31 protein-coding genes are annotated in these 26,243 nt (G+C 65.5%); 15 read left to right on the top strand and 16 right to left on the bottom strand.

Annotation, left to right across the window (positions count from 1 at the left end; all coding sequences use genetic code 11):
• Positions 1-27 precede the first annotated feature (27 nt).
• From fecA to KH389_RS22480, 3 genes are all read left to right on the top strand, one after another.
• The gene (gene fecA, locus KH389_RS22470; RefSeq protein ID WP_196932563.1) at positions 28-2,358 is read left to right on the top strand and encodes a TonB-dependent Fe(3+) dicitrate receptor FecA; all 2,331 of its coding nucleotides are present in this window, start codon (positions 28-30) and stop codon (positions 2,356-2,358) included.
• 248 nt (positions 2,359-2,606) lie between these two features.
• The gene (locus KH389_RS22475) at positions 2,607-3,020 is read left to right on the top strand and encodes an HPF/RaiA family ribosome-associated protein (RefSeq protein WP_043860410.1); all 414 of its coding nucleotides are present in this window, start codon (positions 2,607-2,609) and stop codon (positions 3,018-3,020) included.
• A 136-nt stretch (positions 3,021-3,156) separates the two neighbouring features.
• Entirely contained in the window at positions 3,157-3,465 is a 309-nt protein-coding gene (locus KH389_RS22480) for a DUF3509 domain-containing protein (protein ID WP_043860411.1), read from the top strand.
• A 7-nt stretch (positions 3,466-3,472) separates the two neighbouring features.
• On the opposite strand, the gene KH389_RS22485 is transcribed toward KH389_RS22480, so the two are convergent.
• Positions 3,473-3,943, bottom strand: a complete 471-nt coding sequence (locus KH389_RS22485) for a phosphate-starvation-inducible protein PsiE (RefSeq protein ID WP_043860412.1) — start codon at positions 3,941-3,943, stop codon at positions 3,473-3,475.
• 255 nt (positions 3,944-4,198) lie between these two features.
• Here KH389_RS22485 and KH389_RS22490 point away from each other — a divergent pair, with 255 nt between their 5' ends.
• A complete protein-coding gene (locus tag KH389_RS22490; RefSeq protein ID WP_043860413.1) occupies positions 4,199-4,462 on the top strand; it encodes a YebG family protein in 264 nt (87 codons plus the stop codon).
• A gap of 3 nt (positions 4,463-4,465) precedes the next feature.
• On the opposite strand, the gene KH389_RS22495 is transcribed toward KH389_RS22490, so the two are convergent.
• The gene (locus KH389_RS22495) at positions 4,466-5,488 is read right to left on the bottom strand and encodes a Leu/Phe/Val dehydrogenase (RefSeq protein ID WP_054914877.1); all 1,023 of its coding nucleotides are present in this window, start codon (positions 5,486-5,488) and stop codon (positions 4,466-4,468) included.
• Between the two features lie 116 nt (positions 5,489-5,604).
• On the opposite strand from KH389_RS22495, the gene KH389_RS22500 reads away from it, so the two are divergent.
• Positions 5,605-6,411 (top strand): SirB1 family protein, encoded by an 807-nt coding sequence (locus KH389_RS22500; protein ID WP_213606269.1) that lies wholly within the window; start codon positions 5,605-5,607, stop codon positions 6,409-6,411.
• Between the two features lie 77 nt (positions 6,412-6,488).
• On the opposite strand, the gene maiA is transcribed toward KH389_RS22500, so the two are convergent.
• Genes maiA through hmgA form a run of 3 tightly spaced genes read right to left on the bottom strand, consistent with a single transcriptional unit; the run spans position 6,489 to position 9,724 of the window.
• The gene (gene maiA, locus KH389_RS22505) at positions 6,489-7,115 is read right to left on the bottom strand and encodes a maleylacetoacetate isomerase (RefSeq protein WP_213606270.1); all 627 of its coding nucleotides are present in this window, start codon (positions 7,113-7,115) and stop codon (positions 6,489-6,491) included.
• Positions 7,116-7,127: 12 nt separating this feature from the next.
• Entirely contained in the window at positions 7,128-8,420 is a 1,293-nt protein-coding gene (fahA, locus tag KH389_RS22510) for a fumarylacetoacetase (protein ID WP_043860417.1), read from the bottom strand.
• A gap of 2 nt (positions 8,421-8,422) precedes the next feature.
• The gene (gene hmgA, locus KH389_RS22515) at positions 8,423-9,724 is read right to left on the bottom strand and encodes a homogentisate 1,2-dioxygenase (RefSeq protein ID WP_043860418.1); all 1,302 of its coding nucleotides are present in this window, start codon (positions 9,722-9,724) and stop codon (positions 8,423-8,425) included.
• Positions 9,725-9,842: 118 nt separating this feature from the next.
• On the opposite strand from hmgA, the gene KH389_RS22520 reads away from it, so the two are divergent.
• A complete protein-coding gene (locus KH389_RS22520; RefSeq protein ID WP_043860419.1) occupies positions 9,843-10,622 on the top strand; it encodes an IclR family transcriptional regulator in 780 nt (259 codons plus the stop codon).
• 293 nt (positions 10,623-10,915) lie between these two features.
• Here the strand turns inward: KH389_RS22520 and KH389_RS22525 are convergent, their stop codons facing one another.
• From KH389_RS22525 to KH389_RS22540, 4 genes are all read right to left on the bottom strand, one after another.
• Positions 10,916-11,827, bottom strand: coding sequence for an SDR family oxidoreductase (locus KH389_RS22525; RefSeq protein WP_054914880.1), 912 nt, complete (start codon positions 11,825-11,827; stop codon positions 10,916-10,918).
• Between the two features lie 111 nt (positions 11,828-11,938).
• Positions 11,939-12,844 (bottom strand): alpha/beta fold hydrolase, encoded by a 906-nt coding sequence (locus tag KH389_RS22530; RefSeq protein WP_043860421.1) that lies wholly within the window; start codon positions 12,842-12,844, stop codon positions 11,939-11,941.
• Positions 12,845-13,036: 192 nt separating this feature from the next.
• Complete coding sequence (locus KH389_RS22535) at positions 13,037-13,723, bottom strand: LrgB family protein (RefSeq protein WP_043860422.1); 687 nt, start codon at positions 13,721-13,723, stop codon at positions 13,037-13,039.
• The gene (locus tag KH389_RS22540; RefSeq protein ID WP_043860423.1) at positions 13,713-14,099 is read right to left on the bottom strand and encodes a CidA/LrgA family protein; all 387 of its coding nucleotides are present in this window, start codon (positions 14,097-14,099) and stop codon (positions 13,713-13,715) included. Before KH389_RS22540 ends, KH389_RS22535 begins: the two co-directional genes overlap by 11 nt.
• Before the next feature lie 96 nt (positions 14,100-14,195).
• Between KH389_RS22540 and KH389_RS22545 the strand changes: the two genes are divergently transcribed.
• Positions 14,196-15,083, top strand: coding sequence for a LysR family transcriptional regulator (locus tag KH389_RS22545; RefSeq protein ID WP_213606271.1), 888 nt, complete (start codon positions 14,196-14,198; stop codon positions 15,081-15,083).
• Here the strand turns inward: KH389_RS22545 and KH389_RS22550 are convergent, their stop codons facing one another.
• The gene (locus KH389_RS22550; RefSeq protein ID WP_043860425.1) at positions 15,084-15,539 is read right to left on the bottom strand and encodes a flavodoxin; all 456 of its coding nucleotides are present in this window, start codon (positions 15,537-15,539) and stop codon (positions 15,084-15,086) included. It abuts the gene before it with no gap.
• Between the two features lie 150 nt (positions 15,540-15,689).
• Here KH389_RS22550 and KH389_RS22555 point away from each other — a divergent pair, with 150 nt between their 5' ends.
• Together KH389_RS22555 and KH389_RS22560 are read left to right on the top strand one after the other, a co-directional pair.
• Entirely contained in the window at positions 15,690-16,151 is a 462-nt protein-coding gene (locus KH389_RS22555; RefSeq protein ID WP_078479492.1) for a PAS domain-containing protein, read from the top strand.
• A gap of 69 nt (positions 16,152-16,220) precedes the next feature.
• Complete coding sequence (locus tag KH389_RS22560; protein ID WP_196932559.1) at positions 16,221-16,829, top strand: hypothetical protein; 609 nt, start codon at positions 16,221-16,223, stop codon at positions 16,827-16,829.
• Between the two features lie 85 nt (positions 16,830-16,914).
• On the opposite strand, the gene KH389_RS22565 is transcribed toward KH389_RS22560, so the two are convergent.
• Positions 16,915-17,865, bottom strand: coding sequence for a MerR family transcriptional regulator (locus KH389_RS22565; protein WP_043860428.1), 951 nt, complete (start codon positions 17,863-17,865; stop codon positions 16,915-16,917).
• Positions 17,866-18,094: 229 nt separating this feature from the next.
• On the opposite strand from KH389_RS22565, the gene KH389_RS22570 reads away from it, so the two are divergent.
• The 4 genes from KH389_RS22570 to KH389_RS22585 all read left to right on the top strand — a co-directional run bounded on the left by KH389_RS22570 (position 18,095) and on the right by KH389_RS22585 (position 20,109).
• Complete coding sequence (locus KH389_RS22570; protein WP_043860429.1) at positions 18,095-18,667, top strand: antibiotic biosynthesis monooxygenase; 573 nt, start codon at positions 18,095-18,097, stop codon at positions 18,665-18,667.
• 86 nt (positions 18,668-18,753) lie between these two features.
• Positions 18,754-19,452, top strand: a complete 699-nt coding sequence (gene folM, locus KH389_RS22575; RefSeq protein WP_054914885.1) for a dihydromonapterin reductase — start codon at positions 18,754-18,756, stop codon at positions 19,450-19,452.
• A gap of 26 nt (positions 19,453-19,478) precedes the next feature.
• Complete coding sequence (locus KH389_RS22580; RefSeq protein ID WP_043860431.1) at positions 19,479-19,775, top strand: DUF1244 domain-containing protein; 297 nt, start codon at positions 19,479-19,481, stop codon at positions 19,773-19,775.
• The gene (locus KH389_RS22585) at positions 19,768-20,109 is read left to right on the top strand and encodes a HopJ type III effector protein (RefSeq protein ID WP_043860432.1); all 342 of its coding nucleotides are present in this window, start codon (positions 19,768-19,770) and stop codon (positions 20,107-20,109) included. Before KH389_RS22580 ends, KH389_RS22585 begins: the two co-directional genes overlap by 8 nt.
• Positions 20,110-20,150: 41 nt before the next feature.
• Here KH389_RS22585 and KH389_RS22590 read toward each other — a convergent pair whose 3' ends face one another.
• Together KH389_RS22590 and KH389_RS22595 are read right to left on the bottom strand one after the other, a co-directional pair.
• Positions 20,151-21,083, bottom strand: a complete 933-nt coding sequence (locus tag KH389_RS22590) for an alpha/beta hydrolase family protein (protein ID WP_116052245.1) — start codon at positions 21,081-21,083, stop codon at positions 20,151-20,153.
• A gap of 243 nt (positions 21,084-21,326) precedes the next feature.
• A complete protein-coding gene (locus KH389_RS22595) occupies positions 21,327-22,115 on the bottom strand; it encodes an SDR family NAD(P)-dependent oxidoreductase (RefSeq protein WP_054914888.1) in 789 nt (262 codons plus the stop codon).
• Between the two features lie 138 nt (positions 22,116-22,253).
• Between KH389_RS22595 and KH389_RS22600 the strand changes: the two genes are divergently transcribed.
• Together KH389_RS22600 and KH389_RS22605 are read left to right on the top strand one after the other, a co-directional pair.
• The gene (locus KH389_RS22600; protein ID WP_100633463.1) at positions 22,254-22,823 is read left to right on the top strand and encodes a TetR/AcrR family transcriptional regulator; all 570 of its coding nucleotides are present in this window, start codon (positions 22,254-22,256) and stop codon (positions 22,821-22,823) included.
• A 109-nt stretch (positions 22,824-22,932) separates the two neighbouring features.
• The gene (locus tag KH389_RS22605) at positions 22,933-23,706 is read left to right on the top strand and encodes a ParA family protein (protein ID WP_213606273.1); all 774 of its coding nucleotides are present in this window, start codon (positions 22,933-22,935) and stop codon (positions 23,704-23,706) included.
• A gap of 27 nt (positions 23,707-23,733) precedes the next feature.
• Here the strand turns inward: KH389_RS22605 and arsH are convergent, their stop codons facing one another.
• From arsH to KH389_RS22620, 3 genes are read right to left on the bottom strand one after another with little or no spacing between them, the layout of a single operon-like run.
• Entirely contained in the window at positions 23,734-24,435 is a 702-nt protein-coding gene (arsH, locus tag KH389_RS22610; RefSeq protein WP_213606275.1) for an arsenical resistance protein ArsH, read from the bottom strand.
• Between the two features lie 12 nt (positions 24,436-24,447).
• Positions 24,448-24,918 carry an arsenate reductase ArsC gene (locus KH389_RS22615; protein WP_043860438.1) on the bottom strand — a complete coding sequence of 157 codons (471 nt, stop codon included), beginning with the start codon at positions 24,916-24,918 and terminating at the stop codon, positions 24,448-24,450.
• Between the two features lie 31 nt (positions 24,919-24,949).
• Positions 24,950-26,233, bottom strand: a complete 1,284-nt coding sequence (locus KH389_RS22620; RefSeq protein WP_043860439.1) for an arsenic transporter — start codon at positions 26,231-26,233, stop codon at positions 24,950-24,952.
• Positions 26,234-26,243 lie beyond the last annotated feature (10 nt).

Raw genomic sequence — 26,243 nt, forward strand, 5'->3', positions numbered from 1 at the left:
GCCCCGACCTTCTCAAGGACCCTTTGCATGCCGCTTCGCCTAAGCCCCCTCGCCCATGCCCTGCTGCTGGGCGCCAGCCTCACCTTCGGCGCCGTTGCGCCCCTGCACGCCGCCCAGGCACGCACCTACCACATCGCCCCGATGTCGCTGGAAGACGCCCTGAACCAGTTCGGGCGTGAAAGCGGCGTGCTGATCTCGTTCGGCTCGCAGGTGACCCAGGGCGTGAAAAGCCGTGGCCTGGAAGGCGAGTATTCCACTGCACAGGGCCTGGCCGCGCTGCTTGAAGGCACCGGCCTGCAGGCCCGCGCCGAAGGCGACAACGCCTACAGCCTGCAACCGCTGGCCCCGGCCGCCGGCGCGCCGCTGGAGCTGGGCAGCTCCAGCGTGGTCGGCGACTGGCTGGGTGAAGCCACCCAGGACAACGTGTTCGAACACCCCGGCGCACGGGACGTGATCCGCCGTGAAGAGTTCGAACGCACCGGCGCCAGCAGCGCACGGGAAGTGCTCAACCGCATACCCGGGGTGAATGCGCCGGAAAACAACGGCACCGGCAGCCACGACATGGCGCTGAACTTCGGCATTCGCGGGCTCAACCCGCGCCTGGCCTCGCGCTCAACGGTGCTGATGGACGGCATTCCGGTGCCGTTTGCGCCCTATGGCCAGCCACAGCTGTCGTTCGCGCCGATCAGCCTGGGCAACATGGACGCGGTGGACGTGGTACGCGGCGGCGGCGCCGTGCGCTACGGGCCGCAGAACGTGGGCGGCATCGTCAACTTCGTGACCCGCGCGATCCCCGACGAACCCACGCTGAAGGCCGGCCTGCAGACCCAGACCAGCCCCTCCTCCAGCCACGACGGTTTCAAGAGCAGCGCCAACCTGCTGGCCGGCGGCACCGCCGACAACGGCCTGGGCGGCGCGATCCTGTATTCGGGCACCCGCGGTGGCGACTGGCGCGAGCACAGCGACACGCAGATCGACGACCTGATCCTCAAGGGCAAGCTGCAACTGGACGAGGCCAACAGCCTGCATGCCATGGCGCAGTATTACGAGGGCGAGGCGCAGATGCCCGGCGGCCTCAACGTGGCCGACTACGACGCAGACCCCTACCAGTCCACCCGCCTGCAGGACAAGTTCTGGGGCCGGCGCACGATGTTCAACGCCGGTTACGACTACAAGGAAGGCGAGCGCCAGTTCAGCGTCAACAGCTTCTTCACCAAGACCCTGCGCAGTGGCTACCTGGTGCAGAACAGGTCGATCTCGCTGTCGCCGCGCGAGTACTGGGTGCGCGGCATCGAAACCCGTTTCACCCAGGGCTTTGCGCTGGGCGACAGCCACCACGAGGTGGGCCTGGGCTACCGCTACATCAACGAGGCCGGGCACGAGCTGCGCTACATGGAGAGCGTCAGCGCCGGCCAGTTGCCGACCACCTCCAGCCCCAACGACCGCGACACCCGTGGCGGCACCGATGCCCATGCGCTGTTTCTGGATGACCGCATCGACATCGGCCAGTGGACCATCACCCCGGGTATCCGCTACGAGATGATCAAGTCGCAGCAGAGCAACAAGCTCAAGGGCCTGGAATACAAGGGCGACTACAACACCGCTTTGCCGGCGCTGAACGTGATGTACCACCTGAGCGACAGCTGGAACCTCTACGCCAACACCGAGGGTTCGTTCGGCAGCGTGCAGTACAGCCAGATGCCCAACCGCGTGAATCAGGGTGAAGTGAAGCCCGAGAAGGCCCGCACCTGGGAGCTGGGCACGCGCTACGACAACGGCAACCTGCAGGCCGAGGCCGGGCTGTTCCTGATCAATTTCGACAACCAGTACGAAAGCAACCAGACCACCGACGACGTGATCGCCCGTGGCGAAACCCGCCACCAGGGCCTGGAAACGAGCGTGAAGTACGCGCTGGACGGCCTCACGCCGGCGCTGGCCGGGTTCGATGTGTACGCCAGCTATGCCTTCGTTGACGCGACCATCCGCGAAGATGGGCCGAACAAGGGCAATCGTGTGCCGTTCTCCTCCAGGCACAAGGGCACGCTGGGGCTGGGTTACACCGATGGGCCGTGGAAGCTGAACCTGGACAGCACATACCAGAGCAACCAGTTCGCCGACAACGCCAACACCTCGGCCCAAAGCGCAGACGGCGCGGCCGGGCGCATCCCGGGCTACATGCTGTTCAGCAGCCGCGCCGGCTATGACTTCGGGCCGCAGCTGTCGAACCTGAACGTGGCGGTGGGGGTGAAGAACATCTTCAACCACCAGTACTTCACGCGCTCGTTCGACGACAACAACAAGGGCAAGTATGTGGGTGAGCCACGGACGGTCTATCTGCAGACATCGGTCGCTTTCTGATCGGTAGCGCCTGCTTCGCCGGCAAGGCCGGCTCCTACAGGAGCGCACCTTGCCGGGGGGTCGCGCATTGACTCAGGACACCCCCAGACAACCTTTCACCTGTTTAATTGCCACAAAATATTTTTCTTCTTCAAGCACTTGAAAAGTTCTGCCAACTGCCTGACCTTGTAGTCAAGAGGCGATGATTTCCACAGGCCGCAATGGCCCGCATCGTTCTCTTGCGAGCTAGCTGAATAAGGGATTGAACTATGCAAATCCAAGTCAACAGCGACAACCATATCCAAAGCAGTGCCCGTCTCGAAGAGTGGGTACGCACTACGGTAGAAAGCACGCTCGAACGCTACGAAGAAGACCTCACCCGCATCGAAGTCCACCTGCGCGATGAGAACGGCGACAAGCCAGGCCCCCACGACATGCGCTGCCAGATGGAGGCACGCCCCAAAGGCCATCAACCGATTTCCGTCAGCCACAAGGCCGATAGCCTGGAGCAGGCCATCGAAGGCGCCGCGACCAAACTCGAGCATTCCCTCGAGCACCTGTTCGGCAAACTGCGCGGCAAACGTGGTGTGACCCAGAAGGTCGCAACCGCCCCGGCAGCCGATGCCCTGCTGCAGGAAGAATTCCTGGAGAACGAGCAAGCCCTGCAGGCCCGTCAGGCCTGACAGCCAAGGCAATGAAAGAAGGCGAGCCACGGCTCGCCTTTTTTATTGACCACTCGGCACCTGCCCCGCAACGTCACCTGAACCAACCTGGCCAGGGCCCGGTCAATCAGAACATGTCTTTGCCAGGTACAGCCCCATGATCAACCCCTTCCAACAGATCAACGCTGCATTTGCCGACACCTACCGGGTCAACCTGAGTATCGAGCGGCTCGATGGCAGCATCATGCTGACCCTGTCCGACGATCAGGGCGTGGTGGCCAAGCGCCTGATCAGCCCGGCCCAGCGCAATGACCCCAAGCGCCTGGCGCGCCTGATCGAGAGCGTGCGCTTTGGCATTGCCATCGAGCAGGGCCACAGCGCCATGGAGATTCTGGCCAGCATGACCCGCGACGGTGCACGCACCCCGGGCCTGCGCGCCGCCAGCGAGCGCCGCGCGGGGGCGTGAGCCAAGGCTACTTGGCCTCTTCGATTTCCTTGCCGCTGGCGTCGATGGCCTTGGTGGAGGGGTAGCGCGACGAGGCGTAGCGCACCACCAGGATCGAGAACGACAGCAGCAGGATCCCGCCGCACACATACAGCAGGCCCACGTCGGGGGCCTTGTGGTGCGACACATCGCCGATCAGCAGGCGCGTGAGCGCGGTGATCGCCACGTACAGCAGGAAGCGGATGGGCATGTGGTTGGTCTTGAAGTAGATCCCCACCATCGCCCCCAGCTCCAGGTAGATGAACAGCAGCAGGATGTCATCGACGCTCACCCCACCCTTGCCGATCATCTCGATGAATGCCGACACCGCCGCATAGGCGGTGATGGCACCGATGCCGAACAGTGCCAGGTAATGAAAGGCCTCCACGCACAGGTTGCCCAGCGAATCCGCCGAGCCATGCAGGCCCTTGCGCACTTTTTCAGCCCATTTGATGTTCACGATGCGAATTCCTTGGAAACGACGAAGGGAGGATGCGCCACCCAGGTGACGCTTTGCCTGCATGCAGTAAAAAGGCCAGCGGCACAGCTTGAGAAGGCGACCGATTGCCGCAAGACACCCGCCACCCCACCATTGCGAGCAAATTGAGCTATAAAAATGCCACTACCCAAACGTGGTGGTTTGCCTTATGCTTTTACCTGTATAAAAACACAGTACTCGTACACATCAATTATCGAAAGGCATGTGAGGTGATGAATGGCCGTCGAAGTGGTATACCGCAGCAGCCGCGATCTGGAGCGCTTGTTCATGGATAAAGCTGAAGCAGACCGTCACGACAAGATGCTCGAGCTGGCCGAACTGCTCGCCGAGGTGCTGCAGAAGGCCGTGCCGTCGCTGAGCGAACAGCAGGTCGAGGAAGCGGGTATCTACATGGCGAAGAACCGCGATGTGTTCGCCAAGGCCTTCAAGAGCCAGCCCGACGCGTTGTCCGAGCTGCTTGCCGAGCAGCCCGCCGAGTAGGCATCAGGCGTTGTACACCAGCTTCTCGGCCAGTTGCTGGGCCACGCGGGCCGGCGAGCTCTTCTCGGCCTGGGCGTGGGCGAAGACCTCGGTCAGCCGCGTGGGGATGCGCGCCAGGTGCGCGGTGATGGTGCCAAGGTCCTGGCCCTGGTGGGTCAGCGCCACGTAGATCAGCCCGCCGGAATTGATGATGTAGTCCGGGGCATACAGAATGCCGCGGGTTTCGAGCTGGTCGGCGACCTGAAGGTGGGTCAGCTGGTTGTTCGCCGAGCCGGCCACCGCGGCACAGCGCAGCTGCATGACGCTCTGGCTGTTGAGCACCGGGCCCAGCCCGCACGGCGCGAAGATGTCGCAAGGCGTGCTGACCAGCGCTTCGCTGGCCACCGGCAGCGCATTCAACTGCTCCATGGCCAGTTGCACCCGCCCCGGGTCATGGTCGCTGACCAGCAGTACCGCCCCCGCCGCATGCAACTGCTCGGCCAGGGCAAACCCGACATTCCCCAACCCCTGCACAGCCACGCGCAACCCTTCCAGGTTGTCGGTGCCCAGGCGCGCCATCGCCGTGGCGCGGATGCCGGCGAACACGCCCATGGCCGAATGCGGCGAAGGGTCGCCGGCGGTGGTGGTACTGGTGACGTGCCGGGTGCTCTGGGCGATGCAGTCCATGTCCAGGGTCGAGGTGCCGCTATCGGTCGCGGTGATGTAGCGCCCCTCCAGGCTGTCGACGAAGCGCCCGAAGGCCTCGAACAGCGCGGCGCGGTTTTCCACATGGGGGTTGCGGATGATCACCGCCTTGCCACCGCCCAGCGGCAGGCCCGCCAGGGCAGCCTTGTAGCTCATGCCCTGGGCCAGGCGAATGGCATCGGTCATTGCGGTGTCGTCGTCCGGGTAAGGCAGATAGCGACAACCGCCCATGGCCGGGCCCAGCCGCTGGTTGTGAATGGCGATCACCGCCTTGAGGCCCGTGGCCGGGTCGACGCACAGGTGCAGTGAGTGGGTGCGCGTGCTTTGCATGAGAGCGAACATTGCCCAGCCCTCGTGAGTCAGTGCTCCCACCAGTATAGGCGGCGCGAAGGCACACGTTGCGGCACTGGACGAACGCCCCTGCCGGCGCTACAACAGAAGCTTGAGCGGAGACTGCCATGACCCCACGCCAAGCCTGCCTGGCCTGCCTGGAACGCAACCCCGCCGCCCTGTTCGAGGCGGCGCTGTGGATCGCTGCCGAACACGATGCCAGCGTGCAGCCGGCCCAGGTGCTGGGCGAATTGCAGCTCGTGCAGCAGCAGGTCAGCCAGAGCCTGCCCATGCTGCCGGTGAGCGAACTGGCGCAGCCGTTGCTGCGGGCGCTCAGCGCGGCGGGCTTCCAGCAGGACGAATATCACCCATTGCGCCCGCAGGCGGCGCTGCTGAACAAGGTGCTGCAACGTCGTCGCGGACAACCACTGGCACTGGCGATCCTCACGCTGGAGCTGGCCCGCGGGCTGTCGATACCACTGGAGGGGGTGAATTTTCCGGGGCATTTCCTGTTGCGCGTGCCGGGGGCCGATCACCTGCTGGACCCCTGCGGCGGGCGCCGGTTGTACCCGGCCGATTGTCGCGAGTTGCTCAGCCGCCAGTTCCGCCCGCAGTTGCCGTTGAGCGCCGAGCATCTGGTGACGGCCAGCGCACAGCAGATGCTGCAACGACTGTCGCGCAACCTGCGTCAGTTGCATGCGAGCAATGATGATGACCTTGCGGCGCTGAAGGATGCCGAGCGGGTGTTGTTGCTGGGCTCGGCCAGCGCCAGCGATTACCTGGCGCGGGCGACACTGTATCAGCGGCTGGATTGCCCGCAGGCAGAGCGGTTTGACCTGGAGCATGCGCTGATGCTGACGGATGACCCGATCCAGCGGTTGCGCCTGACCGAGCGGCTGAGCCACCTGCCGCCGCCGACGCCTTCGGTGCACTGAAAGCTTCGCCGGCCAGGCCGGCTCCTACACGGGCCGCGCAGCGCCTGCAGGAGCCGGCCTGGCTGGCGAATGGCCCATCAGGGGGTATCCGGCTGACGCGAAGGATGCGCCTGCACGAACGCATCATGCTCACCGGCCAGCGCCACCACCCGGCGAATCCGTGGCCAGCCCGACAGGTCCACATTGAACCGTTCGGCCGCATACACCTGCGGGATCAGGTACACATCCGCCAGCCCCGGCTCATCGCCGAAACAGAACCCCGCCTCGCCGATCATCTGCTCCACCGCCGCCAGCCCCTGGGTGATCCAGTGGCCGATCCAGGCGTTCACCTGGGTGTCGTCATGCGCCAGCTCACGCAGCTGATTGAGCACGCTGACATTGTGCAGCGGGTGGATGTCGCAACCGATCAACGCCGCCACGGCGCGCGCCTGCGCCCGCGCCACCGGCGACTGCGGCAACAGCGCAGGCTGTGGATAAACCTCCTCCAGGTACTCGATGATCGCCGGCGACTGCACCAGCAGCTCGCCCGAGTCGATACGCAGCGCCGGGATGCGCCCCTGGGGGTTCAGCCCCAGGAACTCGGCCTCGCGCTGCGCGCCCTTGAGCAGGTTGACCGGCAGCGACTGGTAATCCAGCTGCTTGAGCGCCAGCGCAATGCGCACGCGGTACGACGAGGTAGAACGGTAGTAGGTATACAGTTCCATGCTCGTACCCTCTCAATGTGCCGGCAGAATCTTGCCGCGGCACTCGCCAAAACCGATCGACGCCACGCCATCACGCTTGCAGCGCGCGCGCAGGATGATCTCGTCGCCGTCTTCAAGGAACCTGCGCACCTCGCCACTGGCCAGTTCGATCGGCACCTTGCCGCCCTCGGTAATCTCCAGCAGGCTGCCGAACTGGCCAGGCTTGGCGCCCGACAGGGTGCCCGAACCGAACAGGTCGCCTGGCTGCAACTGGCAGCCGTTGACACTGTGGTGCGCAACCATCTGCGCCACGGTCCAGTACATGCTCAGGGTGTTGCTCAGGGTCAGGCGATGCGCCGGCAGGTTCTGCTCGCGCATGCGCTCGGTCAGCAGCAGCACTTCCAGCTCGATGTCGAACGCGCCACCCGCCTGGTCACGCGGGTCGAGCAGGTACGCCAGCGGCTGCGGATCGCCTTCGGGGCGTGCCGGCTGGGCACAGCGGAACGGCTCCAGCGCCTCGGCGGTGACCACCCAGGGCGACACGGTGGAGATGAAGCTCTTGGACAGGAACGGGCCCAGCGGCTGGTATTCCCAGGCCTGGATGTCGCGGGCCGACCAGTCGTTGAGCAGGCAGTAGCCGGCAACGTGTTCGCCTGCCTGCGCTACCGGGATGGCATCGCCCATGGCATTGCCCTGGCCGATCCAGATGCCCAGCTCCAGTTCGTAGTCCAGCCGCGCGCACGGGCCGAAGCTCGGCTCGGTTTGCCCGGCGGGCAGGGTCTGGCCGTTGGGCCGACGGACATCGGTACCCGACGGGCGAATGGTCGAGGCACGGCCGTGGTAGCCGATCGGCACGTATTTGTAGTTGGGCAGCAGCGGGTTGTCGGGGCGGAACAGCTTGCCGACGTTCTTGGCGTGCTCGATGCCTACATAGAAGTCGGTGTAGTCGCCGATGCGCGCCGGCAGGTGCAACTGGCACTCGGCGGCCGGGTACAGGGCCGGCTTCAGCGCAGCCTGGTGCGGGCTGTCGGCACCCAGCAGTTCGAGCAGGCGCTCGCGCAGGGCCACGCGGGCCTCACGGCCCAGGGCGAAATAGGCGTTCAGCGCACCACCGCGGGTGGCCTGCACCGCATTGCGGGCCTGGCCGTCGAACAGCCCGGCGGCCAGCACCGCGTCGAGGTCCAGAATCGCGTCACCGATGGCCACACCGCAGCGACGCTCGTCGCTGCCACGGCTGAAGATACCCAGCGGCAGGTTCTGCAGCGGGAAATCGCTATGCCCGTTGGCGTGCTCGACCCAACTGCGGGCAATGGCGGACTGGTTCATGGTTATCTCCGATTCGGGGTGAAGGTGCTCGGCAAGGTGGCCCAGCACGTGTCGTAGTCGGCCTGCAGTTGCGGGCATTCAAGCGCATGGCGGGTCGGGCGCAGCACCTGGCTGGTCTCGAACATGAACGCCATGGTGTTGTCGATCTTGCTCGGTGCAAGGTCGGCGGCAATCGCCCTGGCGCAGGTTTCGGCGTCCGGGCCGTGGGCGCTCATGCAGCTGTGCAGCGAGGCGCCGCCGGGCAGGAAGCCTTCGGCCTTGGCGTCGTACTCGCCCTTGATCAACCCCATGAACTCGTTCATCAGGTTGCGGTGGAACCACGGTGGACGGAAGGTGTTCTCGGCCACCATCCAGCGCGGCGGGAAAATCACGAAATCGATGTTGGCCATGCCCGGTACGCTGGTGGGCGAAGTGAGCACGGTGAAGATCGACGGGTCGGGATGGTCGAAGCTGACCGTGCCGATGGTGTTGAAACGGCGCAGGTCGTATTTGTACGGCACGTTGTTGCCGTGCCAGGCCACCACGTCCAGCGGCGAGTGCTGCAGTTCGCAGCCCCACAGCTCGCCGAGGAACTTCTGTACCAGCGGCACCGGGCCCTGCTGCTCTTCGTAGTGGGCCACCGGCGCGAGGAAGTCGCGCGGGTTGGCCAGGCCGTTGCTGCCCAGCGGGCCCAGGTCCGGAATGCGCAGCGGCGCGCCGTGGTTTTCGGCAATGTAGCCACGCGCCTGACTGTCGAGCAGCTCGACGCGAAACTTCAGGCCACGGGGCAGCACGGCGATTTCCAGCGGCTCCACGTCCAGCACGCCCAGCTCGGTGACGAGGCGCAGGCGGCCCTGCTCGGGGACCAGCAGCAGTTCGCCATCGGCGTTGAAGAACACCCGCTCCATGGAACGGTTGGCGCGGTAGTTGTAGATGCTGATGCCGGCCGGCTTTTGCGCCGCCGAGTTGGCCGCCATGGCTACCCAGCCGTCGATGAAGTCGGTGGGCTCGGCCGGGATGTCCAGCGGGCTCCAGCGCAGCCGGTTGGGGGTTACCGGGCCCAGCGGGCCGCCGCTCAACTGGCGCTCGAGGCGTTCGAATGCCGGGTGCAGTGCCGATGGCCGGATACGGTACAGCCAGGTACGCCGCTGCTCGCTGCGCGCCATGGTGAATGCGGTGCCGGAAAACAGCTCGGCATACAGGCCATACGGGGCTTTTTGCGGGGAGTTCTGGCCAACCGGCAGGGCGCCGGGCAATGCCTCGCTGGCAAATTCGTTGCCGAAGCCGCTCTGGTAAGCGAGGGCGGGAGTGGAATCGACGTTCATCGAGCCTCCAGTCAGGTAGCGTTATTATTATCGTAAACTGATTACGCATAACGTAATTTGATACCTGTAACCCGTCAAGCTATAAAGACGCCCACCTGTCAACACGGACCCCTTTCCCATGAGCAAAACCAGCACCGCCGACAGCAACGGCAAACAGAAGGTCCGCTCGGCGGAGGTCGGTACCGACATTCTCAAGGCGCTGGCCCAGCTCTCGCCGGCCACCTCGCTGTCGCGCCTGGCCGAGCATGTGCAGATGCCCGCGAGCAAGGTGCATCGCTACCTGCAGGCCCTTATCGCCAGCGGCTTTGCCGAGCAGAACCCGGCCACCAACCACTACGGGCTGGGCCGTGAAGCCCTGCGCGTGGGCCTGGCCGCGCTGGGCGGGATGGACGTGCTCAAAGTGGCGGCCATGCCGTTGTCACAGCTGCGTGACGCGCTCAATGAAAGCTGCTTTATCGCGGTGTGGGGCAACCAGGGCGCAACGGTGGTGAACATCGAACCTGCGGTGCGCGCCGTGACGGTGGTGACGCAGATCGGCTCGGTGCTGCCGTTGCTCAGTTCGTCCACCGGGCTGGTGTTCGGGGCCTACCTGCCCCAGCGCGAGACCATCGAGTTGCGCGACCAGGAACTGCTTGCACTGGGCCAGGACGCCGCAGACTACGAAGCGCTGTTTGCGCAGATCCGCGCACGCGGCCTGCACCATGTGCATGGCCTGCTGATGCCGGGGGTGGATGCGCTGTCGGCACCGGTGTTCAACGCCATGGGCAACATCGCTGCCGTGCTGACCGTGGTGGGCCCTACCTCGATTTTCCATGCCGATGAACAGGGCCCGGCGGCGCAGCAGCTGCAGGCGGCGGCGCAGGCAATCAGCTGGCGCATGGGCTATGAACCACAGTGACCTGTTTTGGTGCACTGTTACCCACTTTGCAACAGTGAATGTCCGAAACGTCTATTTTTTTCGGTAGGGGGGCTGGCTATGCTGGCCGGGCTTGCAGCGAAACGCGGTTTCGCCAGGCGCTGGGCCGATGGTTTGGCGGTTAATGTCAGGTTAATCCTCTCCCCCTAGAGTAACCACCTGACACGTTGAACCCTCCCCCTTCAGGTTCACCGACGTTGATTTTGAAGCTCCTTGATCTACGTCTTGCTTGGCCGCTGCTTTTGCAGCGGCCTTTTTTATTTGTGCTGCCCGGTTCAGCCTGCGTGCCTGTGCAGATTGGCCATCATCTGCTGCAACGCCTCGAGGCTGTCCTGCGGGTGCACCGCGCCCTCGAAATCGCCGATGGCATCCCAACTTGCGGCGATGTCTTCCACGCTCATGCCCTGGCGCGGGTCGAAGCCCACCCCCAGGCTGCGTTCCCAGCGCACCTTGCCCACCCAGCCGCCACCGACCTCGTACAGCCCGCCGGTGTCCTGGCAGCGATCACTGCCCAGGTACACCACCAGCGGGCTGATCAGCTCGGGCTTGAGCTGTTCGAACACCTGCGGCGGAATCAGCCCCTCGGTCATGCGCGTGCCACCGGTGGGGGCGATGGCATTGACCAGGATGCCGTGCTTGCGCCCCTCGAGCGCCAGGGTGCGGGTCAGCCCGTACAGGCCCAGCTTGGCCATGCCGTAGTTGGCCTGGCCGAAATTGCCGTAGATGCCCGAGGTGGACGAGGTGAAGATCACCCGCCCCGCGTTCTGCTCGCGCAGGTGCGGCCAGGCGGCGCGGGTGAGCTTGTAGGCACCCTCCACATGCACGCGGTACACCTGGTCCCAGTCGCTGTCCTCCATCTTGTGAAAGGTCTTGTCCCGCAGGATGCCGGCGTTGTTGACCAGCACATCCACGCGGCCGAAGGTGTCCAGCGCCTGCTGGACGATACGCTCGCCATCGGTGACCGAGTCATGGCTGGCCACCGCCGTGCCGCCCGCCTCGCGAATCTCGGCCACCACGCGGTCGGCCGCCGATGCGCTGGCGCCTTCACCATGGGTGGAGCCTCCCAGGTCGTTGACCACCACGTGGGCACCATGACGGGCGAACAGCAGCGCATGGGCACGCCCGAGGCCCCCGCCAGCGCCGGTCACAATCACTACTTTTTCATCCAGGCGAATCGACTCGGTCATCTCGGCACTCCGTTAACTGCAAGGAATATGGCAGCCAGTGTCAGCCAGCGCCCGGCCCCGGACAATCAACCGGGCGGACGCTGAATGGCAGGCAATAAGGCAGCGGGATGATCAGGACCAGGCGACCTTGTGCGCCAGGCTTGGCAGAGGTTGCTGCCGAAATGCCAGGTAGTGGCGCAGCACCTGTACCGGTGCCTCGGTGTGCGGATAATGGCCGATGCCCTGCAGGGTCACGGTGTCGGGTTGGGGCACCAGTTCGCAGTAGCGCGCCACCACATGCGCACCCGATACCGGGTCGGCGGCGCCATTGATAAGGCGCAGCGGTACGCCTGACTGCTGCAAGGCCGCCACCCAGCGCTCGCGCCAGGTGACGCGCTCGGGTACATAGGCTGCCAGCTTGTGCAGGATGCGATTGCCGCGGTTGGAGGCGATCAGGCTCCAGCAGTCATCCAGCACGCTTTCACTGGGGCGTGTGCTGCGGCCATAGAGGTGGGTGACATTCCTGACCAGGTCGTCGCGCCCGAACGAGCGCGCCACCAGCCAGCCAAGCCGGCTGAGCAGGAGCTTGTGCACCAGCAACGCACGGTGGCACTCCGGGAACAGGCCGGCGTTGAGAAACGCGCAACTGGCCACCTGGGCCGCCCCCTCGTGGTGACGGGCCAGCAGTTCCTGGGCCACCGTGGCGCCATAGTCATGGGCCAGCAGGTGCACCGGCTCCTGAACCTGCAGGTGTTCGAGCAGGGCCTGCTGTACGTCTGCCTGTTCCAGCAGGCTGTAGGTGTGGTGCAACGGCTTGGACGAGTCACCGAAGCCGAGCATGTCGCAGGCGATCACGCGAAAGCGCTGGGCCAGGGGTTGCCACAGGTAGTGCCAGTCCCAGCTGGCGGTGGGGAAGCCGTGCAGCAGAAGCAGGGGCTCGCCCTGCCCTGCGCTCCAGTAGCGAATCGATTGCTGGCGAAACGTGAAACTGCGACCACGGGTACGCCAGACACTCAAGGGAATCTCGGCGAGGGGCATCACGCAGGTCCTGGTTCGGGGCTGCAACTTCCTGGGGGCAGCGCGTTGTCGGGCAAAGGGTTGGCGGCGGTCATTGCAATCACCTCGGCACATGGGTGTGCTCTGCTGCCGGTCAGTCTAGAGGCGCGATTCGATGGCGGGTGTTGCATTGCCAGCCAGCTTATTGGCCCACCGGGTCAGGGCAGTAAATAGTTACAGCAGGTGACGTAACAGTGGCGCCATGAACAGGTTGAAAATGCCCGTCAGCACCATTACCAGCCCCGCCACAGAGCCCTCTTCGCCGCCCACCTCATGGGCTCGGCTGACCCCGGCACCATGCGCCCCCACCCCGAACAGCGCCCCGCGTGCCAGCGGCGTGCGCAAGGGCAGGTACTTGAGCAGTACCCCGCCCATCAGGGCACCGAGCACCCCGGTGAACATCACGAACACCGCGGTGAGTTCCGGCACACCGCCCAGGTCGTGGGCCAGCGGCATGGCAAAGGGTGTGGTGATCGAGCGTGGCAGCAGCGACAGGCTCACCTGATTGTCCAGCGACAACGCATGGGCCAGGGCCCACGAACTGCCGATAGACGCCGCGCTGCCCACCAGCATGCCCAGCGACAGGGCCGGCCAGTGGCGTGCCAACAGCGCCCGCTGCTGCCAGATCGGCACCGCAAAGGCCACGGTGACCGGGCCCAGCACCGACATCAGCCAGTGGGTGTTTCGCGCATACTCGGCGTAACCGGTGTGCAATGGCACCGCCACCGCCAGCAGCACCACCGGGACCAGGATCAGCGGCGACAGCAGGTAGCGCCCGGTACGTCGGTACAGCCAGCGGCTGCCCAGGTAGGCCAGCAGAGTCAGCGCCAGCCAGAACAGCGACATCGGCTCAAGCGTCATGGCGCAGCCTCCAGCGGCACGCCCACTCCACCGTGAAGGCAGTGGCGAGCATCACCAGCAGCGTGCTTGCACCGATCACCAGCAGAATGCGCCAGCCTTCGCTGCGCAGTAGCGGGCCGTAGTCGAGCAGGCTCATCAGCGCCGGAATGAAGAACAGCAGCATCTCTGCCATCAGCAGGGTGGCGCCGGTCTGCAGGGTTGCCGGCTTGACCCGCCCGGTGGCGAACACCAGCAGCAACAGCGCCATGCCCACCACACCGCCCGGGATCGGCCAGTGCAGCCAGGCCGACAGCTGGCAACCGAGCAGGTACAGCACCAACAGCACGCCCAGTTCGGCGAGCAGACGCGAAAATTTCTTGAATGAAACGGCAGTCATCGAAGGGGTCCTCTGAGGCCTGCAGTTTAAAATCCCGCTGCCCATGCAAAAAGCGAATTGTTAGACTGGCCTCCATTCCATAATGGAATTCAGGCAATGGAATTCAAGCAACTACGCAGTTTTGTCGAAGTGGTTCATCGCGGCGGCTTCACCCAGGCCGCGCAGACCCTGCATATCAGCCAGTCGGCCGTGAGCAAGCAGGTGGCGCAGCTGGAGCACGACCTGGGCATGGCCCTGCTCGATCGCCATGGCTCGCAGTTGCACCTGACCGACGCCGGCAAGATCGTGCTGGCCCGCGGCGAGGCTATGCTGCGGCTGCGCCAGGAACTGCACAACGAACTCGACGACCTTGGCCAGCTGGCGCGGGGCGAGTTGCGCCTGGGGCTGCCGCTGCTGGGCAGCGACGCGCTGTTTGCCGGGTTGTTCGCCGAGTACCGGCGGCGCTACCCGAACATCACCGTGCAACTGCTCGAAGGCGGCAGCCTGAACGTGGAGCACGCCGTGCGCAGTGGCGAGCTGGAGTTGGGCGGCAGCCTCACGCCCACCACGCCGGGCTTCGAGTGCCAGCCCTTCTGCAACGAACCGCTGGATGCACTGCTGCCGGTAGCCCACCCACTGGCAACTGCCGGCAGCATCAACCTGGGGCAACTGGCCGACACGCCGTTTCTGCTGTACCAGCGCAGCTTCGTGCTCAATGATCGCCTGCTGGCGGCCTGCCAGGCCTATGGCTTTACCCCGAAGGAAGGCGGACGCAGCGGCCAGGCGGATTTTCTGGCGGCACTGGTGGCGGCAGGCCAGGGCGTGGTGTTGCTGCCACGGGTGGTGGCGCGGGGCCTGGAACGGCCGGGGGTGGTGCGTGTGACCTTGAGCGAGCCCAGCAACCTGCGCTGGGACATCGCCTTCATCTGGCGCCAGGGCGCCTACCTGTCACGGGCGGCGCAGGCCTGGCTGGCGCTGCTGCGCGAGCGCCCGCAACCGCTGTGATCAGCCGCGCAGCCTGGCGATGAACTCGGCCAGCCAGGGCTCGGCGTCGGTTTCGGGGGTGACGGTTTCACTGGCGTCCAGACGCAGCATCGGCTGCACTTCGTCGAGGCCCAGTTCGGCGAACAGCTCGCGCAATTGCTCGCCGCCGCCGCAGTAGGTGTCGCCATAGCAGGAGTCGCCCAGGCCGATCACCGCACCGGGCAAGCCGCGCCAGGCACCTGGCAGCACATCGCGGATCTCGCTGTACAGCGGCACCAGGTTGTCGGGCAGCTCGCCCATGCCGGTGGTGGACGTGATCGCCAGAAAGGCCTGCGGGGCAAAGCCCTGAACGTCCTGCAGGTTGGCACGGTTGGCCAGCAGGGTCTCGAAACCCGCCGCCTGGAGCAGCGAGGCGGCATGGCGTGCAACTTCCTCGGCAGTGCCGTAGACCGAGCCGGAAAGAATGGCAACTTTCATAACTAATCCCGAAGCTGAGTAAAAGCGTAGGATACTACCACCTGATGCGGGTACCGGACGCTGGCAATTGGCCCGCATGCAGATGCCGACCGCTCGGCAATCCACTAGAATCCTTCGCCTGGGTGCCCCTTTCACATTCGGTTCGACACGATGATCAACGCCAAGCTGCTGCAACGCATGATTGATGCCTCCAACGACGGGATCGTGGTAGCCGAACAGGAAGGCGACGACGACACCATCCTGATCTATGTGAACCCGGCCTTCGAACGCCTGACCGGCTACGCGGCCAACGACATTCTGTACCGCGACTGCCGCTTCCTGCAGGGCGAGCCGCGCGACGATGCGGCCCGGGCACGCATCCGCGACGCCATCCGCAGCGGCCAGCCATGCCGGGAAGTGCTGCTCAACTACCGCAAGGATGGCACGCCGTTCTGGAACGAGCTGTCGATCACCCCAGTGTTCAACGAGGCCGACCAGCTCAAGTACTTCATCGGTATCCAGAAGGACGTGAGCCGCCAGGTGGCCGCCGAGCAGCGGGTGCTGGAACTGGAGCAGGAACTGGCCCGGGCGTACGCCCTGCTCGACGCGCAGAAACCCGACGGACGGTCTTAACAAAGCCAGCGAATCGTTGTCCATCACCCACGAAGAAATGATTCCCGATTGAAATTGCCGAGTTCGCCCATGCAATCAGATGCCCTCCTGACCCAGGATGAGCTGGATTTCATTCAGACCATGCACCGTTCGCCACAGCTGAACCTGACGGACGTCACCTCCAGCCTGCGCCTTGATGGCGGCAGCGAGGTGCAGCAACTGTTGACCCGGCTGGTGGCCCAGGAGCAGGTGACCCTGCAGGCGAATTTCGAGAACCAGCAGATGAGCTTTCCACTGCAGCTGGTGGAAGACGAGTTCCATGCGGTGAGCCTGCAACTGGGCGCACCGAGCATCTATGAAGACGGGCCGATGATGCGCCCCTGGCGCCTCACGCTGGAGCCGCCGGTTGCGCTGGACGACGATCTGGGCCTGAGCACCGACCTCAAGGTGTGCGAGATGTCGTTTCGCGGTGTGCTGGTGCAGGTACCGCGCAATCGCAAGCCGCCCAAGACCTTCAACCTGTGGTTCAGCCCCGAGGCCGACGCGCCGATCAACCTGCAGGGCACCTTGCAGCGCAAGACGGCCGACGGGCTGGCAGCGTATCGGCTGAGCCAGCACCAACCCCAAGAGATCGAGCGGTTGCGCCAGTACATCCTGCGCCAGCACCGGTTGGCGCATCCCGAATTGCATCCGGATTAACACCGCAGCGAGGCTTTCGCCGGCAAGGCCGGCCCCTGCAGGGTTGCAACTACCTGTAGGAGCCGGCCTTGCCGGCGAAGGGTTTTCAGGTATCCAGGTGCTCTGCCAGGTACTGCTGCAGGCGCCGACGCATCAAACGCCCCTCACTGCCCAGGCACGCCACTTGCGAGCGCATCAGCGCATCCTGGGCCAGCTCCGCCGCCTCCCCCGCGAACAGCAACGGGCAATCCAGGCCCTGGGCCAGGCGCATCAAGCGCTTGGGCAGCTCGGCCGTCGGTGAATGGTTGGAGAACAGCACCAGTGCCTGCGGCGCCATGCGCTCGCACACCAGGCTCAGTTCCTCCAGCGGCTGCCCCACGGCCAACACCCTGATCACCACCTCGCTGCTGCCCAGCATCAGGGCCGCCACCAGCAACTCAAGCTCGCGGCAATGCCCCGGCATCGCCGCCAGCACCACGCTTACCTCCTGCTGTTCGCGGGCCAGTTGCAGGCGCTGCAAGGCCCGGGCACGCAGGAAGCCGTCGAGAAACAGCCACTCGCTCTGCGCACCGAATGCCTCGCCGGCCGCGCACAGGTCGTGCCATACCGGCATCAGGATGTCCTGGAACACCACCACCAGCGGATAGCTGGCGAAGACCTGCCCGTACACCTGCTCCAGGCGCCTCTCGTCGAATGCCTTGACGGCCTGGCGCAGCTGCACCTGCCACTGCTTCCAGTCCGCCTGGGTGCCGGGCGCCTGGGCCGAGGGGGCCTGCTGCTGGGTCGCCTGGTTGCGCGCAAGGATCTTGCCGACCTTGCTCACCGCCACGCCGCGCTCGATCCAGCCCAGAATGCTGCGCACGTCATCGATGTCGGCCTGGGAATACAGGCGGTGCCCACTTTCGGTGCGTACCGGCTGGATCAGCCCATAACGGCGCTCCCAGGCACGCAGGGTGACCGGGTTGATGCCGGTCAGGCGCGCCACTTCACGGATGGGGAAAAGCTCCTCCTGGCGGTGGGGAGCATCAGGGAGGGAAGCCGAATCAGGCTCGATCATCGCCGTAAAGACCGTGATTGCGTAGTGAAAGGCAATTCTACTCCCCTTGTACCAGCCCGCCGCAAGCACCATGCGCCGGGCAGCCGGCACATCAGCACTGACGAGTCAGCTTATTTGCGGAATAATCCTTGCTTGTTCCCACACGAACACTCGAACGCCACCCACCACCCCGGGCAGCGTTGCATGGCCGTGGCTACCCGCCGCGCCGGTTTTTACCAGGAGATACACGATGTCTACCCCTCCGGTTACCTTGATGGTGGCGCGCCGCGTTGCCGAGGGTCGCTACGAAGACCTGATCGCCTGGCTGCGCGAAGGCGAACAGCTGGCTACCGACTTTCCCGGCTACCTGGGTTCCGGCGTACTGGCCCCACCGCCCAACGACGACGAATTCCAGATCATCTTCCGCTTCGCCGACGAGAAAACCCTGCATGCCTGGGAGTTTTCCGCCTCGCGCAGCGCCTGGCTGGCCCGCGGTAACGGCCTGTTTCAGCAGCCCCACGAACACCGGGTCAGCGGCATCGACGGCTGGTTCGGCCCGGCCCTGGCACAACGTCCACCGCGCTGGAAACAGGCCGTGGCCATCTGGCTGGCGTTCTTTCCGGTGTCGCTGGCCTTCAACCTGCTGTTCGGCCACTGGCTGGGCGAACTCGGCCTGGTGCCACGGGTACTGCTGAGCACCCTGGCCCTGACCCCGCTGATGGTCTACCTGTTCATCCCGCTGTCGACCCACCTGCTGGCCAGCTGGCTGCACCCCAAGCCTGCCCCGCAGAGCGTTGCCGCGCCGCCCGTGGGCACCCGCTGACGCAGCGCCCCGGGGCGTGCAACGGCGGCGAGTTCGGGTATGCTGGGGCCTACCCAAGCGAATATCTGAAGTTGACCGCCCATTACATGAACAGCCCAATTCTTGTTACCGGGGCCAGCCAGCGAGTCGGGCTCGCGCTGGCCATCAAACTGGCGCAGGCCGGCCACACGGTCGTCAGCGCCAGCCGCAGCATCAGCGCGCAGGCGCCCCACCCGAACATCGTGCAGTTCCAGGCCGACCTGTGCCTGGAGCAGGACCGCCTGGCCCTGATCGACCACCTGCGCAGCCGCTATGACGGCCTGCGGGCGATCATCCACAACGCCTCGCTGTGGCTCGACGATGACCTGGCCAACCTGAACACCATGTTCAAGTTGCACGTGGAAGCGCCGTACCACCTGAACCTGGCACTGGGTGAGCAACTGCTCAAGCTGGACAAGTCGGACATCATCCACATCTGCGACGAAACCTCCTCGCGCGGCAGCAAGAGCCATATCGGCTATGCCGCCACCAAGGCGGCGCTGCAGAACATGGTGCTGTCGTTCGCCGAGAAGTACGCCCCCAGCGTGCGCGTCAACGCCATCCTGCCCGGCCTGCTGATCTTCAAGGAAGACGGCGACGAGCAGTACCGCCAGCAGGCGCTGAAGAAGGCCCTGCTTGAATTCGAACCCGGTGCCCAGCCGCTGATCGAGGCCGTGATGTTCCTGCTCGACAGCCAGTACAGCACCGGCAGCAACGTGGTCATCAACGGTGGCCGCCATTTGAAGAACCGCATCGCGGCCGGATGAGCCGCTGCACCGTGAAGGGAACCCCCATGGACCCGCAACAGCAACTCGAACTCGAAGCGGCGGCCTTTCGCCGCCTGGTAGCGCACCTGCGCGAGCGCACCGATGTGCAGAACATCGACCTGATGAACCTGTCCGGCTTCTGCCGCAACTGCCTGTCCAAGTGGTACAAGGCCGCCGCCGACGAGCGCCAGATCGACCTTAGCCTGGATGACGCACGCGAAGTGGTCTACGGCATGCCCTACGCCGAGTGGAAAACCCAATACCAGAAAGAAGCCAGCGCCGAACAGCAAGCGGCGTTCGCCAAAGGAAAACCCCATGACTGACCTGAACACCCTGCGCAGCCAACTCGACAGTGGCGAACATGTATTCGCCGACACGCTGGCGTTCATCGCCCAGGGCTACACCTACCAGCCACAGGCCTTCACCAATGGCGGTGTGGAAAACGCCGCCGGGCAGAACGAAGGGTCGTGCAAGACCCTGGGCCTGGCACTGCTCGAAGGCCTGAGCGACCAGCACGCGCTGCTGGCGTTCGGCGAGCACTACCGCTCGGTGCTGGCCACCCCCGAGGGCAGCGACCACGCCAATATCCGTGCGCTGATGCAGCATGGCCTGGCCGGCGTGACGTTCGCCGGCGCGCCGCTGCAACGCAAGGGCTGACGCCACACCGCTGCACAAGAACGGCCCACCTGGGCCGTTTTTCATGCCTGGGGTTCGATCACCTGCCCGGGCACCTGCGCCGGCAGTTGTGCACTGCGCAGCCAGCCCAGGGCTATGGGCCACAGCTGCGCCTGAAAGCGGCTGTGAAAGAACGCGAAATGACCGACCCCCTTGGCATCGACCTGCTGTGCGGCGATACGCAGGTGCGTGCACGCGCTGGCGGTAAAGTAGCCCAGCAGGCGCTCGATGGCCGGCACCGTACCGAACGGGTCGTCGGTCAGGCTGATCGCCAGGATACTGGCCTGCACCTGGCCAAAGCCCAACGCCCCCAGCGTGCGACCGCTGGGCCGCTGTTCATAGGTGGCGGCGGGTGTCACCCAGTCGCGCACCACGCCGGCCGGGGTGTCCTCCATCCAGCCCAGGCGCTTGCCGGGAAAGTAGCCGAACACGCGGGTCAGCAGCGGCATTGCCAGGTGCCATTTGCACAGCAGTTGCCAGCGGCTGCCCGGGGCATAGTCACGCCAGTAGGCGAACTGCGCGCCCACCGTGACCACCCGCCGGATGCTCGCCGCCGACGCCGCCAGGCCCAGCGCGCAACCGCCGAAACTGTGCCCGACCACATCGATGGGCTGCCCGGGAAACTCGCGCCGGGCGCGCTGGAGCATCGCCTCGAAATCCAGCCGGCCCCAGTCCGACCAGCTGGCCTGAAAACCCCGCAAGGCGGCAGGGCGCGATTCGCCGATGCCGCGGTAGTCGTAGGTGATCACGTCGGCGCCATGGGCGAACAGGTAGTCGGCAAAACGCGAGTAGAAACGGCAGCGCACCGAGGTGGCGGCGTTGATGATGACCACCGCCCGCGTGGGGTCCGCCGCGCCGTGGCGCCAGGTGAAGCCGCCCAGGCTGAAGCCGTCTGCCGCCTCTTCGCGAAACGGCTGGGCAACGCTGGGCGCCTGGGTGGTGAGGGGTTGATTCATCGGTGCCGGCTCCTTCAGGGCCCTTCGCAGCGCAGCATCGGCCAGCGGGTGGCCAGCCCGTGTGGGTGATGCGCGAGGCGTAGACCGTCTGTTTCTGGCTAACGTAACGCGCGGTGCGGCGCAGTACCAGCCCGGACAGGTCATTCAGCCCCAGTGGCGCAGCGACTTATCATTGTGGGTTCGACCACCGGCAGGTTGCGCGGGCACGGGCGCCGATCATCGGCGCGCCGGCCCGCGCCCGCCTCAGGCAAGCTCGGTATAGCGCGCCGCCACCTCAGCCTGGCGGATGTCCGAGATCAGGGTGTGACGGGCCGCCTGGAAGGCCGTCCAGCGGGCGTCGTCATGCAACGGCGGGATGGTCACCCCCTCGCGGCGATCAAACCCCACCAGCGCCGCATCCACCAGGTGGTCCACCTCCATCACCTGCGTCAGGGTGTTGATGTCGATGCCCGAGCGCTCCCAGATCTCGGTACGCGTGGCCGCAGGCAGCACCGCCTGCACGTATACGCCGCTGGGCGAGAGCTCCAGGCTCAGCCCCTGCGACAGGAACTGCACGAACGCCTTGGTGGCGCCATACACCGTCATGCCCAGCTCCGGTGCCAGCCCTACCACCGAGCCGATATTGACGATGGCCCCCTCCCCGGCCTGCGCCAACCGTGGCGCGATGGCATGGGCCAGGCGCGCCAGCGCGAGGGTGTTGAGCGTGATGATGCGCGTGACGCTGTCGGCGCTCTGCTCGACGAAGGCCCCCGACTGCGCCGCCCCGGCGTTGTTGATGAGGACGCCGATGCGGGCATCTTCGCGCAGGCGGGTTTCGACCCTGGCAAGGTCTTGGGCCAGGGTCAGGTCGGCCTGCAACACCTCGACGGCCACGCCGTGAGCCTGGGCCAGGCGGCTGGCCAGCCCGTCGAGGCGAGGCCTGTCGCGGGCTACCAGCACCAGGTCATGGCCACGACGGGCAAAACGCTCGGCGTAGGTAGCGCCGATACCGGAAGAAGCACCAGTGATGAGAACAGTGGCAAGGGTAGTCATGGGGTTGCGCTCTCGATGGGTGGGTAACGAGCCGCTATGATGATGACCATAATCTTAACCGTCAACGGTTTTGATGACGGTTGACATCAATGTATAGTGGGCCCCTGACTGACGGCACACGCAGCGAGGAATCTGCACATGAGGGTCACCAAGGCACAGGCGCAGGCCAATCGCGCGCACATCGTCGAGACCGCGTCCGAACTGTTTCGCGAGCGCGGCTATGACGGGGTGGGCGTGGCAGACCTGATGGCGGCGGCAGGGTTTACCCACGGCGGCTTCTACAAGCACTTCGGCTCCAAGGCCGACCTGATGGCCGAGGCTGCTGCCTGCGGGCTGGCCAAGACTGCCAGCGCCGAAGAAGCGCTGGACGTGGCGCAATTTTTCCAGCGTTACCTGTCGCGCGAACACCGCGATGCACGCAGCACCGGCTGCACCATGGCCGCCCTGTGTGGCGACGCGGCGCGCCAGCCGGCCGCAATCAAGGCGACCTTTGCCGAGGGCCTGGAGGGCCTGCTCAAGCGGGCCGAGCACGCAGGTGCCGAAAACGGCGATCAAGACCCGCACACCGCACGCGCCAGGATGATCGAGCGCTTTGCCCAGGCGGTGGGCGCGATCATGCTGTCGCGGGCCTGCCCGGACGATGCGCCATTGGCCGACGAAATCATCGAGGTGTGCCGCAAGGCCATCGTTGCCCCGCTCGCCGACTGAGGTGCCCGCCCCGCAGTTGTCTTAAAACTGCAACCTTTTGGTCATAGTATGGAAGCTGTTCCCGCTGCAGCCCTGTTGCAGCGGGCCTTTGACAAGGACTCGAAACTCAATGCGCCGTGTCGTATTCAATCAGAAAGGGGGCGTGGGCAAGACCAGCATCGCCTGCAACCTTGCCGCCGTCAGCGCCGCCGAAGGGTATCGGACGCTGCTGGTGGACCTCGACCCCCAGGCCAACACCACCCACTACCTCACCGGCCTGCTCGGCGACGCCATCCCGGCCGGCATCAGCGACTTCTTCAAGCAGACCCTCTCCAGCGCACCGGGCAGCAAGCGCGGGCGCGTGTGCATCACCCCCACCCGCTACGACAACCTCGACCTGGTGACCGCCAGCCCCGACCTGGCCGACCTGCAGCCCAAGCTGGAGAGCAAGTTCAAGATCAACAAGCTGCGCAAGCTGCTGGTTGAACTGTCCGAAGACTACGAGCGCATCTACATCGACACCCCGCCGTCGCTGAACTTCTACACCTTCAGCGCGCTGGTGGCCGCCGACCGCCTGCTGATTCCGTTCGATTGCGACAGCTTTTCGCGCCAGGCGCTGTACAGCGTGATCGAGCAGGTGGAAGAACTGCGCCAGGACCACAACGAGTCGCTGCAGGTGGAAGGCGTGGTGGCCAACCAGTTCGTCGCGCGCACCGCGCTGCACCAGAGCCTGGTGGACGAACTGCTGGCCGAGGGCCTGCCGGTGCTGCCGGTGTACCTGAGCAGCTCGGTGAAGATGCGCGAATCCCACGAGCTGTCGGTACCGCTGGTGCACATGGCACCGCGGCACAAGCTGTCGCGCGAATTCGTCGACCTGCTGGGGGCGCTGGAGCGGGCTGCCTGAGGGCTGCCCGCCGGTTGCGCCCTGGCGTCAGATCGACGCCTGGCGCATGCGATCGGACAACGCCTGCGCCGTTTCCTTGCGCTCGGAGTAGCGGTCCACCAGGTGCGCCTGGCTGTCGCGCAGCAGCAGGGTGAACTTGACCAGCTCTTCCATCACATCCACCACCCGGTCGTAATACGGCGAGGGCTTCATGCGGCCCTGCTCGTCGAACTCCATGTACGCCGTGGGCACGGACGACTGGTTGGGGATGGTGAACATGCGCATCCAGCGCCCCAGCACGCGCAGCTGATTGACCACGTTGAACGACTGCGAGCCGCCACACACCTGCATCACGGCCAGGGTCTTGCCCTGGGTGGGGCGAATGGCGCCGAGGGCCAGCGGCACCCAGTCGATCTGCGCCTTGAACACCGCCGACATCGCGCCGTGCCGTTCAGGCGAACACCACACCTGGCCTTCGGACCACAGCACCAGCTCGCGCAGTTCCTGAACCTTGGGGTGCTCCACCGGTACGTCGTCCGGCAGTGGCAGGCCGCTGGGGTCGAAGATGCGCGTCTGGGCGCCAAAATGCTGGAGCAGGCGCGCGGCCTCCTCGGTCAGCAACCGGCTGAAGGAACGCTCGCGGGTGGAGCCGTACAGCAACAGAATGCGCGGCTTTCGCTCGCCGGCCTGCAGGGCGGTAGGCAGGCCTTCGAACAGGCTCGGGTCGAGGTTGGGCAGGTCGTGGTGCATGGGGCCTCCGGGTCAGAGCGTGGCAATGCGGTCGAGTTCACGCTTGAGCGCGTGGGCATCGAGCTGGCTGAATGGCAGCGCGAAAAACGCCCGGCAGCGACGCTCGATACGCGCCAGCGCATGGTGAAAGTTCGCCTCCACCTCGTCGTCGGTGCCGGGTTGTTCGGAAGGGTCGGCCAGGCCCCAGTGGGCCTTGAGCGCCGGGCCGAAAAACACCGGGCACGCCTCGCCTGCGGCCTTGTCGCACACGGTGATGACGATATCCGGCGGGTTGGCCGCGAAGGCCTCGTTGCCCTTGCTGCTCAGGCCCGCGGTGCTGATGCCGGCCTGCTGCAGGGTCAGCAGACTGCGCGGCAACACCTGCCCCCTGGGGAAGCTGCCGGCGCTCAACGCCTCGAAGCCCGCCGGGGCGAGGTGATTGAACATCGCTTCGCAGAGGATGCTGCGACAGCTGTTGGCCGTGCACATGAACAGAACTCGCATGGTGGTGTACTCCCTTTGGCAGGCAGAATGGTCAAAGGCTCAGGCGCAGGGCCAGGGCCGAAAGCGTGATCAACAGCACCGGCACGGTCAGCAGCAGGCCGACCTTGAAGTAGTAGCCCCAGGTGATGCGCGTACCCTTGCGCGCCAGCACATGCAGCCAGAGCAATGTGGCCAGGCTGCCGATGGGAGTGATCTTGGGGCCCAGGTCGCAGCCGATGACGTTGGCGTAGACCATCGCCTCGCGCACCACACCCTGTGCTTCGCTGGCGTGGATCGAAAGCGCGCCGATCAGCACGCTGGGCAGGTTGTTCATCACCGAGGACAGCACCGCGGCAAGCAGCCCGGTGCCCAGCGATGCGCCCCACACGCCATAGGCGGCAAGACGGTCCAGCAACTGGGTGAGCAAGTCGGTAAGGCCGGCGTTTTTCAGGCCGTACACCACCAGGTACATACCCAGCGAAAACACCACGATCTGCCAGGGCGCATCGCGCAGCACGCGCCGGGTGGAGATCACATGCCCGCGCGCAGCGACAATGAACAGCACCACTGCACAGGCCGCCGCCACGGCGCTGATCGGGATGCCCAGCGGCTCGAGCAGGAACAGGCCCACCAGCAGCGCCACCAGCACGCCCCCGCCCACGCGGAAGGTGGCGCGGTCGCGGATCGCCAGCACCGGCGCCTTCAGTGCCTGTACCTCGTACACCCCCGGTATGTCGCGGCGAAAGTACAGGAACAGCACCAGCAAGGTGGCCGCCACACTCACCAGGTTCACCGGCACCATCACCGCTGCGTATTCGCCAAAGCCCAGGCCGAAGTAATCGGCCGAGACGATGTTCACCAGGTTGGAGACCACCAGCGGCAGGCTGGCGGTGTCGGCAATGAAGCCTGCGGCCATGACGAACGCCAGGGTTGCAGCCGGGGAGAAACGCAGCGCCAGCAGCATCGACATGACGATAGGGGTAAGGATCAGCGCCGCGCCGTCGTTGGCGAACAGCGCCGACACCGCAGCGCCCAGCAGCACGATGAAGGCGAACAGCCGGCGCCCGTTGCCGCGCGCCCAGCGGGCCACGTGCAGGGCTGCCCATTCGAAGAAGCCAGCCTCGTCGAGCAGCAGGCTGATGACGATGATCGCGATGAAGGTGGCGGTGGCGTTCCACACAATCGCCCACACCGTGGGGATGTCGTGCAGCGACACCGCGCCCAGCGCCAGGGCCAGCAGTGCGCCGAGGCTGGCGCTCCAGCCGACGCCCAGGCCGCGGGGTTGCCAGATGACCAGGGTCAGGGTGAGCAGAAAAACAGCGATGGCAGTCAGCATCGGGGCGCTC

Origin of the sequence: Pseudomonas qingdaonensis, from assembly GCF_018398475.1 — a bacterium.
GTDB lineage: Bacteria > Pseudomonadota > Gammaproteobacteria > Pseudomonadales > Pseudomonadaceae > Aquipseudomonas > Aquipseudomonas palmensis.

Coding starts and splice junctions, on each gene's coding strand:
- fecA (WP_196932563.1), top strand. CDS start 28: ATGCCGCTTCGCCTAAGCCCCCTCGCCCATGCCCTGCTGCTGGGCGCC.
- KH389_RS22475 (WP_043860410.1), top strand. CDS start 2,607: ATGCAAATCCAAGTCAACAGCGACAACCATATCCAAAGCAGTGCCCGT.
- KH389_RS22480 (WP_043860411.1), top strand. CDS start 3,157: ATGATCAACCCCTTCCAACAGATCAACGCTGCATTTGCCGACACCTAC.
- KH389_RS22490 (WP_043860413.1), top strand. CDS start 4,199: ATGGCCGTCGAAGTGGTATACCGCAGCAGCCGCGATCTGGAGCGCTTG.
- KH389_RS22495 (WP_054914877.1), bottom strand. CDS start 5,488: ATGTTCGCTCTCATGCAAAGCACGCGCACCCACTCACTGCACCTGTGC.
- KH389_RS22500 (WP_213606269.1), top strand. CDS start 5,605: ATGACCCCACGCCAAGCCTGCCTGGCCTGCCTGGAACGCAACCCCGCC.
- maiA (WP_213606270.1), bottom strand. CDS start 7,115: ATGGAACTGTATACCTACTACCGTTCTACCTCGTCGTACCGCGTGCGC.
- fahA (WP_043860417.1), bottom strand. CDS start 8,420: ATGAACCAGTCCGCCATTGCCCGCAGTTGGGTCGAGCACGCCAACGGG.
- hmgA (WP_043860418.1), bottom strand. CDS start 9,724: ATGAACGTCGATTCCACTCCCGCCCTCGCTTACCAGAGCGGCTTCGGC.
- KH389_RS22520 (WP_043860419.1), top strand. CDS start 9,843: ATGAGCAAAACCAGCACCGCCGACAGCAACGGCAAACAGAAGGTCCGC.
- KH389_RS22525 (WP_054914880.1), bottom strand. CDS start 11,827: ATGACCGAGTCGATTCGCCTGGATGAAAAAGTAGTGATTGTGACCGGC.
- KH389_RS22530 (WP_043860421.1), bottom strand. CDS start 12,844: ATGCCCCTCGCCGAGATTCCCTTGAGTGTCTGGCGTACCCGTGGTCGC.
- KH389_RS22535 (WP_043860422.1), bottom strand. CDS start 13,723: ATGACGCTTGAGCCGATGTCGCTGTTCTGGCTGGCGCTGACTCTGCTG.
- KH389_RS22540 (WP_043860423.1), bottom strand. CDS start 14,099: ATGACTGCCGTTTCATTCAAGAAATTTTCGCGTCTGCTCGCCGAACTG.
- KH389_RS22545 (WP_213606271.1), top strand. CDS start 14,196: ATGGAATTCAAGCAACTACGCAGTTTTGTCGAAGTGGTTCATCGCGGC.
- KH389_RS22550 (WP_043860425.1), bottom strand. CDS start 15,539: ATGAAAGTTGCCATTCTTTCCGGCTCGGTCTACGGCACTGCCGAGGAA.
- KH389_RS22555 (WP_078479492.1), top strand. CDS start 15,690: ATGATCAACGCCAAGCTGCTGCAACGCATGATTGATGCCTCCAACGAC.
- KH389_RS22560 (WP_196932559.1), top strand. CDS start 16,221: ATGCAATCAGATGCCCTCCTGACCCAGGATGAGCTGGATTTCATTCAG.
- KH389_RS22565 (WP_043860428.1), bottom strand. CDS start 17,865: ATGATCGAGCCTGATTCGGCTTCCCTCCCTGATGCTCCCCACCGCCAG.
- KH389_RS22570 (WP_043860429.1), top strand. CDS start 18,095: ATGTCTACCCCTCCGGTTACCTTGATGGTGGCGCGCCGCGTTGCCGAG.
- folM (WP_054914885.1), top strand. CDS start 18,754: ATGAACAGCCCAATTCTTGTTACCGGGGCCAGCCAGCGAGTCGGGCTC.
- KH389_RS22580 (WP_043860431.1), top strand. CDS start 19,479: ATGGACCCGCAACAGCAACTCGAACTCGAAGCGGCGGCCTTTCGCCGC.
- KH389_RS22585 (WP_043860432.1), top strand. CDS start 19,768: ATGACTGACCTGAACACCCTGCGCAGCCAACTCGACAGTGGCGAACAT.
- KH389_RS22590 (WP_116052245.1), bottom strand. CDS start 21,083: ATGAATCAACCCCTCACCACCCAGGCGCCCAGCGTTGCCCAGCCGTTT.
- KH389_RS22595 (WP_054914888.1), bottom strand. CDS start 22,115: ATGACTACCCTTGCCACTGTTCTCATCACTGGTGCTTCTTCCGGTATC.
- KH389_RS22600 (WP_100633463.1), top strand. CDS start 22,254: ATGAGGGTCACCAAGGCACAGGCGCAGGCCAATCGCGCGCACATCGTC.
- KH389_RS22605 (WP_213606273.1), top strand. CDS start 22,933: ATGCGCCGTGTCGTATTCAATCAGAAAGGGGGCGTGGGCAAGACCAGC.
- arsH (WP_213606275.1), bottom strand. CDS start 24,435: ATGCACCACGACCTGCCCAACCTCGACCCGAGCCTGTTCGAAGGCCTG.
- KH389_RS22615 (WP_043860438.1), bottom strand. CDS start 24,918: ATGCGAGTTCTGTTCATGTGCACGGCCAACAGCTGTCGCAGCATCCTC.
- KH389_RS22620 (WP_043860439.1), bottom strand. CDS start 26,233: ATGCTGACTGCCATCGCTGTTTTTCTGCTCACCCTGACCCTGGTCATC.